Annotated in this window: 15 protein-coding genes and 1 riboswitch; of the genes, 11 read left to right on the top strand and 4 right to left on the bottom strand. The window is 67.6% G+C overall.

Features of this window, described 5'->3' with window-relative positions:
• The first annotated feature begins 37 nt into the window (after nt 1-37).
• The 4 genes from PAA8504_RS03955 (at nt 38) to PAA8504_RS03970 (ending at nt 3,604) form a co-directional block, all read left to right on the top strand.
• Nucleotides 38-637 carry a glutathione S-transferase gene (locus tag PAA8504_RS03955; protein ID WP_108893487.1) on the top strand — a complete coding sequence of 200 codons (600 nt, stop codon included), beginning with the start codon at nt 38-40 and terminating at the stop codon, nt 635-637.
• A 199-nt stretch (nt 638-836) separates the two neighbouring features.
• Entirely contained in the window at nt 837-1,418 is a 582-nt protein-coding gene (gene petA / locus PAA8504_RS03960; RefSeq protein WP_108892874.1) for a ubiquinol-cytochrome c reductase iron-sulfur subunit, read from the top strand.
• Nucleotides 1,419-1,430: 12 nt separating this feature from the next.
• Entirely contained in the window at nt 1,431-2,774 is a 1,344-nt protein-coding gene (locus PAA8504_RS03965) for a cytochrome b (RefSeq protein ID WP_108892875.1), read from the top strand.
• Nucleotides 2,775-2,788: 14 nt separating this feature from the next.
• Nucleotides 2,789-3,604 carry a cytochrome c1 gene (locus PAA8504_RS03970; protein WP_108893488.1) on the top strand — a complete coding sequence of 272 codons (816 nt, stop codon included), beginning with the start codon at nt 2,789-2,791 and terminating at the stop codon, nt 3,602-3,604.
• Nucleotides 3,605-3,658: 54 nt separating this feature from the next.
• Here PAA8504_RS03970 and PAA8504_RS03975 read toward each other — a convergent pair whose 3' ends face one another.
• The 4 genes from PAA8504_RS03975 to PAA8504_RS03990 all read right to left on the bottom strand — a co-directional run bounded on the left by PAA8504_RS03975 (nt 3,659) and on the right by PAA8504_RS03990 (nt 7,777).
• A complete protein-coding gene (locus PAA8504_RS03975) occupies nt 3,659-4,354 on the bottom strand; it encodes a thiamine ABC transporter ATP-binding protein (RefSeq protein ID WP_108892876.1) in 696 nt (231 codons plus the stop codon).
• Nucleotides 4,341-5,891: a thiamine/thiamine pyrophosphate ABC transporter permease ThiP gene (locus PAA8504_RS03980; RefSeq protein WP_108892877.1), complete on the bottom strand. Its 1,551-nt coding sequence runs from the start codon at nt 5,889-5,891 to the stop codon at nt 4,341-4,343. The genes PAA8504_RS03975 and PAA8504_RS03980 overlap by 14 nt, the downstream gene beginning before the upstream one ends.
• A gap of 1 nt (nt 5,892) precedes the next feature.
• A complete protein-coding gene (locus PAA8504_RS03985; RefSeq protein ID WP_108893489.1) occupies nt 5,893-6,894 on the bottom strand; it encodes a thiamine ABC transporter substrate-binding protein in 1,002 nt (333 codons plus the stop codon).
• Between the two features lie 28 nt (nt 6,895-6,922).
• Nucleotides 6,923-7,020, bottom strand: a riboswitch (TPP riboswitch).
• Between the two features lie 4 nt (nt 7,021-7,024).
• Nucleotides 7,025-7,777, bottom strand: a complete 753-nt coding sequence (locus PAA8504_RS03990) for a cobalt-precorrin-6A reductase (protein WP_108892878.1) — start codon at nt 7,775-7,777, stop codon at nt 7,025-7,027.
• A 93-nt stretch (nt 7,778-7,870) separates the two neighbouring features.
• On the opposite strand from PAA8504_RS03990, the gene cbiE reads away from it, so the two are divergent.
• The 7 genes from cbiE (at nt 7,871) to PAA8504_RS04025 (ending at nt 13,482) form a co-directional block, all read left to right on the top strand.
• Entirely contained in the window at nt 7,871-9,037 is a 1,167-nt protein-coding gene (cbiE, locus tag PAA8504_RS03995; RefSeq protein WP_108892879.1) for a precorrin-6y C5,15-methyltransferase (decarboxylating) subunit CbiE, read from the top strand.
• The gene (locus PAA8504_RS04000; protein WP_108892880.1) at nt 9,034-9,390 is read left to right on the top strand and encodes a cobalamin biosynthesis protein; all 357 of its coding nucleotides are present in this window, start codon (nt 9,034-9,036) and stop codon (nt 9,388-9,390) included. Before cbiE ends, PAA8504_RS04000 begins: the two co-directional genes overlap by 4 nt.
• The gene (cobM, locus tag PAA8504_RS04005; RefSeq protein WP_108892881.1) at nt 9,387-10,181 is read left to right on the top strand and encodes a precorrin-4 C(11)-methyltransferase; all 795 of its coding nucleotides are present in this window, start codon (nt 9,387-9,389) and stop codon (nt 10,179-10,181) included. The genes PAA8504_RS04000 and cobM overlap by 4 nt, the downstream gene beginning before the upstream one ends.
• Nucleotides 10,174-11,484 carry a cobyrinic acid a,c-diamide synthase CobB gene (locus PAA8504_RS04010; RefSeq protein ID WP_108892882.1) on the top strand — a complete coding sequence of 437 codons (1,311 nt, stop codon included), beginning with the start codon at nt 10,174-10,176 and terminating at the stop codon, nt 11,482-11,484. The genes cobM and PAA8504_RS04010 overlap by 8 nt, the downstream gene beginning before the upstream one ends.
• A 258-nt stretch (nt 11,485-11,742) precedes the next feature.
• Nucleotides 11,743-12,462: a uroporphyrinogen-III C-methyltransferase gene (gene cobA / locus PAA8504_RS04015; RefSeq protein WP_108892883.1), complete on the top strand. Its 720-nt coding sequence runs from the start codon at nt 11,743-11,745 to the stop codon at nt 12,460-12,462.
• Nucleotides 12,455-13,174, top strand: a complete 720-nt coding sequence (gene cobF / locus PAA8504_RS04020; RefSeq protein WP_108892884.1) for a precorrin-6A synthase (deacetylating) — start codon at nt 12,455-12,457, stop codon at nt 13,172-13,174. The genes cobA and cobF overlap by 8 nt, the downstream gene beginning before the upstream one ends.
• The gene (locus tag PAA8504_RS04025) at nt 13,171-13,482 is read left to right on the top strand and encodes a DUF1636 family protein (RefSeq protein ID WP_108892885.1); all 312 of its coding nucleotides are present in this window, start codon (nt 13,171-13,173) and stop codon (nt 13,480-13,482) included. The genes cobF and PAA8504_RS04025 overlap by 4 nt, the downstream gene beginning before the upstream one ends.
• Nucleotides 13,483-13,487: the final 5 nt, after the last annotated feature.

Here is a 13,487-nt window from a genome sequence, read left to right on the forward strand (position 1 = left end):
TGGCGGCGCCCCCGTTCCGGATAGAGTGCGTCCCATGATGGATCTTTATCACGCCGCCGCATCGCCCTTCGTCCGCAAGGTCATGGTCACGCTGCACGAAACCGACCAATTGGGCGACGTGAAGATTGTACCCTCGGCGCAGACCCCGCTCAGCCCGAATCCGGCCAACCAGAACCCGCTGGGCAAGATCCCCTGCCTGACGCGTCCGGATGGACCGGCCCTGTATGACAGCCGGGTTATCTGCCGGTATCTGGCACACCGCGCGGGGGCGAGTCTTTATCCCGAATCGCGGATTTGGGACGTGCTGACGCTTGAGGCGACGGGCGACGGCATAATGGATGCGGCGGTGCTGATGGTCTACGAATGGCGTGTCCGCCCCGAAGGAATGCAGGTTCCCGAGTTCGTCGAGGCGCAATGGGCCAAGATCACTCGCGCCCTCGACACGCTGGAGAACCGCTGGCTCAGCCATCTGGCGGGGCCGCTCGACATGGGCCAGATCGCCATCGGATGCGCCCTGCCCTACCTGGATTTCCGCCACCCTGACCGCGACTGGCGCGCCACCCGCCCCGGTCTTGCCGCATTCGCGGCCCGCATGGCCGACCGCCCCTCCTTCACCGCGACGCCCCCCGACGCCTGAGCAGGCTACCCTAGCCGCGCCGATCCGGCACCAATTTACTTGATCGAAAGACCGCGCGGCCTACGAAGACGGTCCCTGCGCGGCTTTGCCCGCTGGACCAGCGGGGGACGAGACGCTAGAGACCCAAGCAACGCTCCGGATGACGCCCGGTCGACGCCGTTCGTCCGCCTTCATCCCGGCCTGCAAGAAGGAGAGAGACGTGTCACACGCAGACGATCACGGCACCACCCGCCGCGACTTCATCTATTACGCCACGGCCGGGGCAGGCGCGGTCGTCGCCGGTGCCGCGGTCTGGCCCCTCATCAACCAGATGAACCCGGCCGCCAACGTGCAGGCCTTGTCGTCGATCCGCGTGGACGTCGGCGGGCTGGAGCCGGGGACGCAGTTGACCGTCCAGTGGTTGGGCAAGCCCGTCTTCATCCGCCGCCGCACCGAGGCCGAGATCGAGGAAGCCAACAGCGTCGACGTCTCGACCCTGCCTGACCCGCTGGCCCGGAATGCCAATATCGACGGCACCGCCCCCGCGACCGACCCCAACCGCGCCCTGAGCCAAGGGGTCGAGGGTGAGACGCCGGAAGAATGGCTGGTCATGATGGGCGTCTGCACGCACCTGGGCTGCGTGCCCCTGGGCGATGGCGCGGGCGACTTCAACGGCTGGTTCTGCCCCTGCCACGGCTCGCACTACGACACGGCAGGCCGCATTCGCCGCGGCCCCGCGCCGGAAAACCTGCCCGTCCCCGTCGCCCGGTTCGACGGCGAAACCGAAATCGTTCTGGGATAAGGAGACCGTATCATGGCTGGAATCCCGCACGACCACTACAAGCCCAACAGCGGCGGCGAACGCTGGCTGCACAAGCGGCTGCCGATCGTCGGCCTGCTGTACGACACGGTGATGATCCCCACGCCCAAGAACCTGAACTGGATGTGGATCTGGGGCATCGTCCTGACCTTCACGCTGGTCCTTCAGATCGTCACCGGCGTGGTGCTGGTCATGCACTACATCCCGTCGACCGAGAACGCGTTCGCCAGCGTCGAGCACATCATGCGCGACGTGAACGGTGGCTTCATGCTGCGCTATATGCACGCAAACGGCGCATCGCTGTTCTTCGTGGCCGTCTATGCCCACATCTTCCGAAACCTCTATTACGGGTCCTACAAGGAGCCGCGCGAGGTCACGTGGATCATCGGCATCCTGATGTATCTTCTGATGATGGGCACCGCCTTCATGGGCTATGTCCTGCCCTGGGGTCAGATGTCCTTCTGGGGTGCGACCGTCATCACGGGCCTATTCGGCGCGATTCCCTTCGTGGGCGAGTCGATCCAGACCTGGCTTCTGGGCGGACCGGCCGTCGGGGAATACACGCTGACGCGCTTCTTCTCGCTGCACTACCTGATGCCGATGATCCTTGCGGGTCTGACGATGGTCCACATCTGGGCCTTCCACACCACCGGCAACAACAACCCCACCGGGGTCGAGGTGCGCCGCACGTCGAAGGAAGACGCTCAGAAGGACACGCTTCCGTTCTGGCCCTACTTCGTCATCAAGGACCTGTTCGCGCTGGCCGTGATCCTGGTGGTGTTCTTCGCCATCGTGGGCTTCATGCCTAACTACCTCGGGCATCCCGACAACTACATCGAGGCGAACCCGATGCAGACCCCCGCGCACATCGTGCCGGAGTGGTACTTCCTGCCCTTCTACGCGATCTTGCGCGCCTTCACCGCGGACGTCTGGGTCGTGATGGCGGCCAGTTGGATCACCGGCGGCATCGTCGACGCGAAGTTCTTCGGCGTGCTTGCCATGTTCGGGGCCATCGCGGTCATGGCGCTGGCGCCGTGGCTGGACACCTCGTCGGTGCGGTCGGGTCGCTACCGCCCGATGTTCAAGTGGTGGTTCGCCCTGTTCATTGTGAACTTCTTCGTCCTGATGTGGGTCGGTGCGATGCCCGCCGAGGAGCCTTACAGCTCGATCTCGCTGATCGCCTCGGCTTACTGGTTCGCGTACTTCCTGGTCATCCTGCCGCTTCTTGGCGTGATCGAGAAGCCGCTGTCGCAGCCGTCGACCATCGAGGAAGATTATGGCAAGCACTACGCGCCCAACACCGGCGGTACTACGACCGTCGTGAACCCGGCCGAGTGAGGAAGAAAGAGATGATGATCAAAGAACTGACGCTCTCGCTCGCCGTGGCGCTTGGGCTGGCCGGGGCGGCCCACGCCGCCGGGTCCGAAGACAGCCATGTCATCGACTACGACTTCTCGTTCGAAGGGCCGTTCGGGACCTACGACCAGTTCCAGCTGCAGCGCGGCCTTCAAGTCTATACCGAGGTCTGCTCGGCCTGCCACGGCTTGCAATACGTCGCGTTCCGCAACCTGGCCGATGACGGGGGGCCCGGCCTGCCGGAGGATCAGGTCCGTGCCTATGCCGCCCAATACGAGGTGTGGGACGAGGCGCTTCTGGACGGCGAAGGGGATTTCCGCGATGCCGTGCCCACGGACAAGTTCCCTGAATCCAGCCTGTCGAACGCGCCGGACCTCTCGCTGATGGCGAAGGCCCGCGCCGGGTTCCACGGTCCCTATGGTCTGGGGATCAACCAGCTGGTCCGCGGCATGGGCGGCGCAGAATATCTGACCTCGCTTCTGACCGGATACACCGGCGAGATGAAGACCGAGGCAGGCGCGACGCTGTACGAGAACACTGCCTTCCCCGGCGGATGGATCGCGATGCCGCAGCCGCTGTATGGTGACGACGTCGGGTATGAGGACGGAACCGAAGCGACCCTGGAGCAGGTCTCGAAAGATGTCGCCGCGTTCATGATGTGGACCGCCGAACCGAAGCTGGCCGCGCGCAAGCAGGCCGGCTTTGCCGGCGTCGTGATGCTGGGGGTGCTGGCGGTGCTTCTGTATCTGACCAACAAGCGCATCTGGGCCCCTTACAAGCGTAAGGCGAAGCACGACGTTCCGGCAGAATAAGCGGTCAGGACCGAAGGACCAGTAAAGGCGCGGGGGCCATCCTCCGCGCCTTTTTCATGGCCCCAGATACGCCCGAAGCGCAGGCGGAGGATCGTCCAGAAGCGGGCCTGTTGGTTGCGGCGGGGCGGCCTGCCCGTCAGCCACCAGAATCGTCTGCCCATCCACGCGCCGCGCGTCATCGGGATCGTGCGTGACGATCATCAGGGTTCGCCCACCGTCCCGCGCAAGCTGCGTGACAAGATCCAGCATCTCGACCCGAAGCGCGGGTCCCAACGCCGCGAAAGGCTCGTCCAGCAGCAGAAGCGGCCGGTCCTGTACCATCGCACGGGCAAGCGCCACGCGGCTTTGTTGGCCGCCCGAAAGAGCACCGGGCTTGCGATCACCAAAGCCGTCCAGACCAACGGACTTCAGTGCGCCCCGCACCTGTTGCGGTTCAGCGCCGCGCAACCGACCAGAGGGGCGGATGCCCAGCGCAACATTCTGTTCTGTCGTCATATGCGGGAACAGATTGTTATCCTGAAAGATGGTCGCGACCGGTCGCTTGCCCGGGGGCAAGTCGTCGATCCGCAGGTCATTCCAGAGGATTCGGCCGGACGTTGCTTCGAAGAACCCGCCGATCACGGACAGAAGCGTGGATTTTCCCGCGCCCGAGGGGCCTATCACGGTGACATGCGCACCCCTGGGGATGCTCAGATCCGCGCGCAGCTCGAACGTCCCTTGCCGGATCGTCAGACCCTCAAGTGTCAGCATCGACACGCCCTCCCCGATCGCAAAGCCAGAACGCCAGAAGGCTGAGCCCCAGAAGAAGCACCGCCGCGCCCCCTGCCTGATCCATGCGGTAAGCCCCCATCAGCCGGTAAAGTTGCAGAGGCAAGGTCGCCGTTTCCGAGTCGGCGAACAAGGCGATCACCCCCAGATCGCCCATGGACAACGCCGCGGCCAGCCCCCCGGCGAAACCCAGCGGGCGCCGCAATCGCGGCAGCAGCACGCGCCAGATCCACGCCCAGGGACCGAAGCCCAGCGCATCGGCAAGTCGCCTGTAATCCCCCTCGATCCGCGCGACGGCCGGCAGTATCGCGCGAAGCGCGAAGGGCAGCGCCAGCACCGCATTGACGACCGCCGTGACCGGCAAAGCGACGGTGTCGGGGCGAAAGAACGGGAATGTCACGATGAACAGCCCGGTCCCCAGCACCAGCGGCGACGCGGCAAGCCCCAGCATCCCGGCCAGCTCGACGCCCTTGGCCCGACGCCGCCCTGTCCGTGCCGCGGCGACCGAGATTGCAAGCCCCAGGCAGACGCACAGGAGGGCCGAGGCCGCGGCCACCCAGATCGACCGGCCCGCCGCGGACCAGACCGAAACCGGCAGATCGGTGAATGTCGGCACGCCGCGGATCGTCAGCGCCAGCAGCGGCGCAAGAAGGAACAGAGCCGCCAGCGCGATGACCAGAGCGTCGCCCCATGGGCGGCCCAGATCCCACCGGCGCACCACCCGGTCGAGGCCTCCGCCCATCGCGTCCGGCACCGGAACGGCAAAGGCAGCCAGCCCCGCCGCCACGGTCACCGCCATCTGCACCAGCGCCAGAAGCGCCGCGCGGCCAATGTCGAAATCGAAGCGGAACGCCTGATAGATCGCCAGTTCGATGGTCGTCGCGCGCGGCCCGCCACCCAAGGTCAGCGCAACTGCGAAGCTGGAGGTGCAGATCAGGAAGATCACCAGCGCCGCGCCCGGGACCACGCCTTTCAGCATCGGCCATTCGATATGGCGCGCGATGTCGCGCGGGGCCATCGACAGGCTGGCCGCCAGGCGGAACCGCTCGGCCGGGATCGCCTGCCAGCCTTGCAGAATCAGGCGCGTGGCCAGCGGGAGGTTGAAGAAGACATGCGCAAGGATCACCCCATGGACGCCATAAATCGATAATTGCGGCAACCCCACAAGTGCGCCGATCTCGTTGACCCACCCCGAACGGCCGAAGACCATCAGCAGTCCCAGGATCGCGACGATCACTGGCAGGATGAACGGGGCACCCACCAGCAGGATCAGGGCGCCCCGCCCGGGAAAGCGGCGGCGGGCCAGCGCCCGGGCCACCGGAATGGCCAACCCCACGGACAGCACGGCCGAAAGCGCCGCCTGCCACAGGGTGAAGCGCACCGCAGCCCAATCCGCCGACCCCAGCGACGGCGCCTCACCCGCGCGGAGCAGCACCGCCACGATCGACCCGGCGACGAGGATCGCCACCAGAGCGCCCGCGACGAGGCCCGGCAGTATCAGCGGGCGCGTTGCCCGCATTTCAGCCCGCGCCGAAGGCCGACAGCCATTCTTCGACCGCCTCGTCGCGGATCGCTGCGGCCTCATCCTCGCTCAGGAACAGCACGGTGTCGGGCATCTCAAGCTGCTGGAAGCCCTCGGGCAGCTGATCCTCAGGAAGTTTCGCCGGCATGGACCAGTTGCCCTCGGGGATGATCGACTGGAACTCTTCTGACAAGACGAACTGCATGAACTGGTCGGCCAGGTCGGGATTGTCGGTGCCTTCCAGCTTGGCGGCCAGCTCGACCATGAAGTAATGCCCCTCGGGGAAGATCGCGGCCTTCTTCGTATCATCATCCTCGGCGATGATGTGATAGGCGGGCGAGGTAGTGTAGCTGAGGACCATGTCAGCTTCGCCCTCGGTGAACAGGCCGTAGCTTTCGGACCAGCCCTGCGTGACGGTCAGGACCTTCGGCTCCAGCTTCTCCCACGCCTCCTCGGCATCCTCGCCATAAATCTCCTTGACCCATAGCAGCATCGCCAGCCCCGAGATCGAGGTGCGCGGATCCTGGATCACGATGGAATAGGCGTCATCCGGCGCGTTCAGCAGCGCGTCGAAACTTTCAGGCGGGTTCTCGACGCGGGTGGTGTCGTAGACGAAGGCCGTGTGGCCCCAGTTGAACGGCAGGAAGACGTCGTCGGTCCAGTCGATCGGCATGGTCAGGTCCGAGGTATCGACCCCGTGGGGCGCGAACAGGCCGGTTTCACGCGCCTCTTTCGTGACGTCGGTATTGAAGCCAATGGCGACGTCGGCATCGGTGCGGTCGCCTTCCAGCATCAGGCGGGGCAGCAGGTCGCCGATCCGGTATTCGAGGTCGCAGTCGCAACGCGCCTCGAATGCGTCCTTGATGGCGGGGCCGGGACCCCATTCCGAACCGAAATAGTCGGGCGCGTAGACGGTCAGGGTCTCCTGCGCCACCGCGGGGGTGGCCAGAAGCCCGAGGCAAAGAACGGAAGCGATAGGTCGCACGGGCGGTCCTTTCATCTCGGGCGGGGGAAAGGCGGCCATGTGCGGACCGGTGTTCGACCTTCCCTCCGCCGGTGTTAGCCGGATCAGGTTCAACGGGTTCGCTTTCGCATCTCAGCCACATGGGCACCCCGAGGTGAGAGGACAGCTAGGCCGGGTTCGCGGTGTCGGCAAGGGCAATCCACGCCATCGCGTCGGCGACATCGTGCACCTGGCGTCGGGTTGGCAGCGGCGGTCTGTCGATCATCAAGACAGGTAGGCCCAGCGCCCGGGCGGCATCCAGCTTGGCACGCGCGCCTGTCCCGCCGGCGTTCTTCGAAACCACCATGTCGATGCGATTGGCCCGCATCAGCGCCCGGTCCCCTTCCTCGGTGAAAGGCCCGCGTGAGACTTCGACATGCGTGTCGGGCATGGGCAGGGGGCCATCGGTCGGATCGACGAGGCGCAGCAGGTAGAAATGCTGCGGGTTCGCCGCGAACTCGGGCAGGTGCATCCGGCCGACGGCCAGCATGACCCGGCGCGGCGGGACGTCCAGCGCCTGCACCGCTGCGGCGATGTCGGTCACGAGGGTCCAGTTGTCATCCGGCCCCGGCGTCCACGGCGGACGGGTTAGCGCCAGAAGGGGCACGCCCGCCTGTTCGCTAGCGGCAACGGCATTCGCGCTCATCTGCGCGGCGAAGGGGTGGGTGGCGTCGATCAGATGGGTCACTCGATGCGCGCGCAGATACGCGGCCAACCCGGCCACACCGCCGAAGCCCCCCACACGCTGCGGCAAGGGCTGGCGCACCGGCCGTTCGACCCGCCCCGCGAAAGAGATCGTGCCGGGCACCCCCGCATCGGCCATCGCACGGCACAGCGCGGTGGCCTCGGTCGTTCCGCCCAGAACAAGAACATGAGTCATGCCCCCTCTTGCCGTGTGATGCAGGCAGGCGCCAGCCTCTTGCCGCGTGGCGCGCCCCGTGCCACTCCGCGAAGACGAGATTGGAGCAGCGCGATGCAAGGCCCCTGGCTGACCATCATCGGAGTGGGAGAGGACGGCGCGGCGGGGCTGACCCCGGCCGCGACCGCGGCGCTGTCAGCCGCGCAGGTCGTCATAGGGCCACCGCGGCACATGGCGTTGCTGCCTGAAACCGACGCGCAGCGCATCGAATGGCCCGTCCCCTTCGCGGATGGCATCCCGCATCTTCTGGCCCATCGCGGGACACCGACCGTCGCGCTGACCTCGGGCGATCCGTTCTGGTTCGGGGCGGGCAGCGTTCTGGCCGAGCGGTTGGGCCCCAGCGAATGGCGCGCTTTCCCCGGGCCATCGGTCTTCTCGCTCGCCGCGGCGCGACTGGGCTGGCGGATCGAACAAACGGTATGCCTTGGCCTGCATGCCGCGCCGCTGGGGCGACTGCGCCCGCATCTGGCCCCCGGCCAGCGTATCGTTGCGACCTTGCGGGACGGCGCGGCGGTGGCGGACATTGCCGCGTATCTGGCCGATACCGGCTGGGGCGACAGCAGAGTGACCGCCCTTCAGGCCCTTGGCGGCCCGCGAGAGCGTGTTACGACGGACCTGTCGGGCTCCTTCGACGCCCCGGTGGCCGTGGCCATCGAGGCCGCGGGCGGCGCTGCGATCCCCCTCGCCTCCGGCCGGCCGGACGCGACTTTCGCCCATGACGGACAGATCACGAAGCGACCCGTGCGGGCGCTGACCCTATCAGCCCTCGGCCCCTGCCCAGGAGAGCATCTGTGGGATATCGGCGCGGGCTCGGGCTCCATCGCGCTGGAGTGGTTGATGGCCCACCCGTCCTGCACCGCGACCGCGGTCGAGGGTCGATCCGACCGCGCGACGCGCATCCGCGAGAACGCGAAGGTGCTGGGGCAGGACCGGCTGCACGTCGTCGAAGGCCGTGCCCCCGACGCGCTGGACGGCCTTCCCGCGCCGGATGCGATCTTCGTGGGCGGCGGTCTGTCGCAAACGCTGCTGGACCGGCTGATTGGCCTGCCCGCGCGACTTGTCGTCAACGCGGTCACACTTGAATCCGAGGCTCTGGTTCTGGCCGCACACGCCACCCACGGCGGCAGCCTGTTGCGCGCACAGCTATCGCAACCCGAACCGCTGGGCGGCTTTCATGGCTGGAAGCACGCCTATCCCATCACGCAATGGTGCCGCCCATGATCGTTGCGGGCTTCGGCTTTCGCGCGGGCACCCGGACCGACAGCCTGCGCGACGCGCTCGCCCGCGCCGGGGGGACGCCCGATGCGCTGGCCACGGCCGCCGACAAGGCACCGGCGCTTGGGGGGCTTTCGGACGCACTGGGGCTTCCCGTGATCGCCGTCAGGCCCGCGGACCTGACAGCCCAGCGCACGACCACGACCTCGGCCGCCTCTACAACCGCCCGGGGCACCGGCAGCGTGGCCGAGGCCGCAGCGCTGGCCGCCGCGGGACCGGGCGCGCGGCTTCTGGCGCCCCGCGCCATCTCCACCGACCGCCGCGCGACCTGCGCGCTTGCCGAAGGACCCGACCCATGACCGTTCACTTCATCGGCGCCGGACCCGGCGCCCCTGATCTATTGACCCTGCGCGGCCGCGACCTGATCGCCGCCTGTCCCGTCTGCCTCTATGCCGGGTCCTTGGTGCCCGAGGCGATCCTGTCCCATTGCCCGGATAACGCCCGCATCGTGAACACCGCGCCCATGGACCTCGACGCCATCATGGCTGAAATCGAGGGTGCCCATGCCAAGGGCCAGGACATCGCCCGCCTTCATTCCGGGGACCTGTCGGTCTGGTCGGCGATGGGCGAGCAGATCCGGCGTCTCGACGCGCTGGACATCCCCTATACCGTCACGCCCGGCGTCCCCTCGTTCTCGGCCGCCGCGGCCGCGCTGGGGGCCGAGCTGACGCTGCCCGGCGTTGCGCAATCGGTGATCCTGACGCGCACGCCGGGGCGCGCCTCCTCGATGCCCGAGGGCGAGACGCTGAAGAACTTCGCCGCCACCGGCGCGACATTGGCGATCCACCTGTCGATCCAGAACCTCGGCACCGTCGTGGCGGACCTGACGCCCACCTACGGTCCCGACTGCCCCGTCGCCATCGCCTTCCGCGCCAGCTGGCCGGACGAGCAGATCCTGCGCGGGACCCTGTCCACCATCGAGGGCGCTTTGCCCGAGGGGATCACCCGCACCGCGCTGATCCTTGTCGGCCCGGCGCTGGCCGCAACCGACTTCAGCGAATCCCGCCTCTATGCCACGGGCTACGATCGCCGCTATCGCCCTCAAACCGCCGACTCCCCCTGGTCGGACTGGAGCCCTTCCGATGACTGACCTGCCCCCCGGCCTCTTGGTCTCGGCCCCGTCCTCGGGGACCGGCAAGACCACCGTCATGCTGGGCCTTCTGCGCGCGCTGGCCGACGATGGCCTGACCGTCCAGCCCTACAAGTCCGGCCCCGACTACATCGACCCGGCCTTCCACCGGGCCGCCTGCGGTCGGCATTCCTTCAACCTCGACACCTGGGCGATGGGGGACGACCTTCTGAACGCGGTCGCGGGGCAGGCGCGGGGGGCGGACATCTGCGTGGCCGAAGGGTCGATGGGCCTGTACGACGGCGTGGCGACCATGGGGCGTTCGGGCTTCGGCAGCTCGGCCGAGACGGCGCGGCGCATGGGATGGCCCGTGATCCTTGTCCTCGACGTCAGCGGCCAGGCGCAATCGGCGGCGGCCACGGCGCTGGGCTTTGCGAGCTATATGCCCGATCTGCCCTTCGCGGGCGTGATCCTGAACCGCGCCGCGTCCCCCCGGCACGAGCGTCTGACGCGGCTGGGCATGGAACGCGCCGGACTTCCGGTTCTAGGCGCCCTGCCCCGGCGCGGCGACCTTGCTTTGCCAGAACGGCATCTGGGGCTGATCCAGGCCGTCGAACATCCCGATCTGGACGCCGCGATCGCGGGGTATGCCACCTTCCTGCAAGAGAACGTTGATCTGGACACGATCCGCGCTGCCGCCGTCGTCGGACCTGTCCCGGCACGCGCGCCCCTGCCGACGCCCCCCGCGCAGCGCATTGCCATCGCGCGGGACGCCGCGTTCTCGTTCACATATCCGCATCTTCTGGAAGGCTGGCGGCAGGCAGGGGCCGAGATCCTGCCGTTCTCACCCCTGGCCGACGATCCGGTTCCCGACGCGGATCTGGTCTGGCTGCCCGGCGGATACCCCGAGTTGCATGCCGGACGGCTGGCCGCGGCCGACCGGTTCCGCGACAGCCTGACCGCACATGCCGCGACCCGGCCCGTCCATGGCGAATGCGGCGGCTATATGGCGCTGGGCGAGGCGCTGATAGACAAGGACGGGGTGCGGCATCGGATGGCCGGGCTTCTGGGCCTCGTCACCAGCTATGAGAAGCGCAAGTTCCACCTGGGCTATCGGCGCGCGACCCTGTCCGAGGCGATGCCGGGCCATGATGCAGGCACCATCCTGCGCGGGCACGAATTTCACTATTCGACCGTTCTGGACCAGCCTGACACGCCGCTGGCGGCTGTCGCGGATGCCGACGGCAATCCCGTTCCGGAAACCGGTGCCCGCCGCGGTCACGTGACGGGCACCTTCTTCCACATGATCTCAGCGGAAGAGTGAGACGGTGCGCTGGACGAGCTTCGGGTACGAGGACCCCAGGATCCAGACGGCAGCGCCGAGGCAGGAAACGATGATGGCGCCGGTGACGATATCGATGAACATGGGCGTAGTCCTTGGACTGGCTTTTCGCGCGTCATGTAGAGCTTTCCGGTCGGTCGAACATGCGGCGCCGCGGCGTTCTGCGGGCTGTTTGCGACGCTGGGACAGAAACCTCGGCCCCGCCTTTCCCTTCCACCCGCGCTGGAATAAAGCCCCCGCATGACCGGTTTCGTCAGTTTCGTGGGCTCTGGCCCCGGCGACCCTGAACTTCTGACCCTAAAGGCTGTCGACCGCCTGAGGCGCGCCGATGCGGTGCTGTTCGACGACCTGTCCTCCGGGCCGATCCTGTCCCATGCGCGCGCTGGCGCCGACCTCGTGGGCGTTGGCAAGCGGGCCGGGCGACCCTCGCCCAAGCAGGATCACGTCAGCCGGCTGCTGGTCGATTACGCGCAAGGCGGCGGGCGGATCGTCCGCCTGAAGTCAGGTGATTCGGGCGTGTTCGGCCGGCTGGAGGAGGAGCTCGTCGCCCTGCGCGCGGCTGGCATCCCTTTCGAGATCGTGCCGGGCGTCCCCTCGGCCATCGCCGCGGCGGCCTCGGCCGGCATCCCGCTGACCCGGCGCCTGACGGCCCGGCGGGTGCAGTTCGTCACCGGCCACGACATGACCGGCGCATTGCCCGCCGATATCGATCTGGGCGCGCTGGCCGATCCCACAGCCTCGACCGTGGTCTTCATGGGCAAGCGCACCTTCCCCGACCTTGCCCGGTCGCTGATCGCGCGCGGATTGCCACCCCACCAACCGGCGATCCTTGCCGAAGCCGTGTCGACCCCCGACCAGAAGATCACGCGCAGCACCGTGGCCGACCTGGCCGATCGGCTGGCTTCGGAACAAAGCCCCCACGCCGCGCTGATCCTCTACGGGCCGCTGGCCGATGGTTGAGGTCACGCTAATCGGGATCGGCACCGGCAACCCCGACCACGTCACGATGGAGGGGATGCGCGCGATCCGAGAGGCGCCGCTGATCCTGGTGCCCCGCAAGGCCGGGAAGGACGATCTGGCCCATCTACGCCATCGCATCGTCGAAGTGTCCGGCAGCGCGGCCCGGATCGTCCATTTCGATTATCCACAGCGGGACGAGACCCTGCCCTACAATGTTCGCGTGGCAGCCTGGCATGACGAAATCGCCCGACGCTGGCAGGTCGCCCTGGGCGATGCGGATCGCGTGGCGCTGCTGGTCTGGGGCGATCCTGGCCTGTACGATTCGACCCTGCGGATCGCCGCCCGCCTGCCCGGCGCGACCGCGCGGGTGATCCCGGGGATCACGGCGCTTCAGGCCCTGACGGCGGCGCATGCCATTCCATTCAATACAGTGAACGGCCCCGTGACCGTGACAACCGGCCGACGCCTGCGCGAAGGTGGCTGGCCCGACGGGGCCGAGACGGTGATCGTCATGCTGGATGCCGAATGCAGTTTTCAGGTGCTGGACCCGACGCTGCATGTCTGGTGGGGCGCCTATCTTGGCATGCCCGAGCAGCTGTTGGACGCCGGCCCCATCGCCGAGGCCGCGCCCCGCATCGTGGCCGCCCGAACCGACGCACGTGCGCGGCATGGGTGGATCATGGACACTTACCTTCTGCGGCGGCCCGAATGACCGCGATCCTGCACCTGTGTTCGACCTGCCGGACCACACAGAACCACGATGCGCTTCGGGCATGCCTTCCCGACGAAACCGAGCTGCGGCTGCATCCCTGCCTGAACGTCTGTTCCAAACCTACCGCGCTGTCTCTGCAGGGGAATGGGGCAAGCTATCTTTTCGGTGGCATCGACCCGGCGGCCGATGCTGCCGACATAGCGGCCACCGTGCGCGCCTACATGGCCGCCCCGGACGGCGTGATCGTCGATGCCCGTCCCTGCGGACGCTTGCGTCATTGCCTGATCGGCCGCATCCCGGCGCCCTGACCGGG

This window comes from Palleronia abyssalis (genome assembly GCF_900302445.1).
In the GTDB taxonomy this organism is placed as follows: Bacteria; Pseudomonadota; Alphaproteobacteria; order Rhodobacterales; family Rhodobacteraceae; genus Palleronia; species Palleronia abyssalis.

Excerpts from the sequence above, each read along its gene's own strand:
- PAA8504_RS03955 (WP_108893487.1), top strand. The coding sequence starts at position 38 with ATGGATCTTTATCACGCCGCCGCATCGCCCTTCGTCCGCAAGGTCATG.
- PAA8504_RS03965 (WP_108892875.1), top strand. The coding sequence starts at position 1,431 with ATGGCTGGAATCCCGCACGACCACTACAAGCCCAACAGCGGCGGCGAA.
- PAA8504_RS03970 (WP_108893488.1), top strand. The coding sequence starts at position 2,789 with ATGATCAAAGAACTGACGCTCTCGCTCGCCGTGGCGCTTGGGCTGGCC.
- PAA8504_RS03975 (WP_108892876.1), bottom strand. The coding sequence starts at position 4,354 with ATGCTGACACTTGAGGGTCTGACGATCCGGCAAGGGACGTTCGAGCTG.
- PAA8504_RS03980 (WP_108892877.1), bottom strand. The coding sequence starts at position 5,891 with ATGCGGGCAACGCGCCCGCTGATACTGCCGGGCCTCGTCGCGGGCGCT.
- PAA8504_RS03985 (WP_108893489.1), bottom strand. The coding sequence starts at position 6,894 with ATGAAAGGACCGCCCGTGCGACCTATCGCTTCCGTTCTTTGCCTCGGG.
- PAA8504_RS03990 (WP_108892878.1), bottom strand. The coding sequence starts at position 7,777 with ATGACTCATGTTCTTGTTCTGGGCGGAACGACCGAGGCCACCGCGCTG.
- cbiE (WP_108892879.1), top strand. The coding sequence starts at position 7,871 with ATGCAAGGCCCCTGGCTGACCATCATCGGAGTGGGAGAGGACGGCGCG.
- PAA8504_RS04000 (WP_108892880.1), top strand. The coding sequence starts at position 9,034 with ATGATCGTTGCGGGCTTCGGCTTTCGCGCGGGCACCCGGACCGACAGC.
- cobM (WP_108892881.1), top strand. The coding sequence starts at position 9,387 with ATGACCGTTCACTTCATCGGCGCCGGACCCGGCGCCCCTGATCTATTG.
- PAA8504_RS04010 (WP_108892882.1), top strand. The coding sequence starts at position 10,174 with ATGACTGACCTGCCCCCCGGCCTCTTGGTCTCGGCCCCGTCCTCGGGG.
- cobA (WP_108892883.1), top strand. The coding sequence starts at position 11,743 with ATGACCGGTTTCGTCAGTTTCGTGGGCTCTGGCCCCGGCGACCCTGAA.
- cobF (WP_108892884.1), top strand. The coding sequence starts at position 12,455 with ATGGTTGAGGTCACGCTAATCGGGATCGGCACCGGCAACCCCGACCAC.
- PAA8504_RS04025 (WP_108892885.1), top strand. The coding sequence starts at position 13,171 with ATGACCGCGATCCTGCACCTGTGTTCGACCTGCCGGACCACACAGAAC.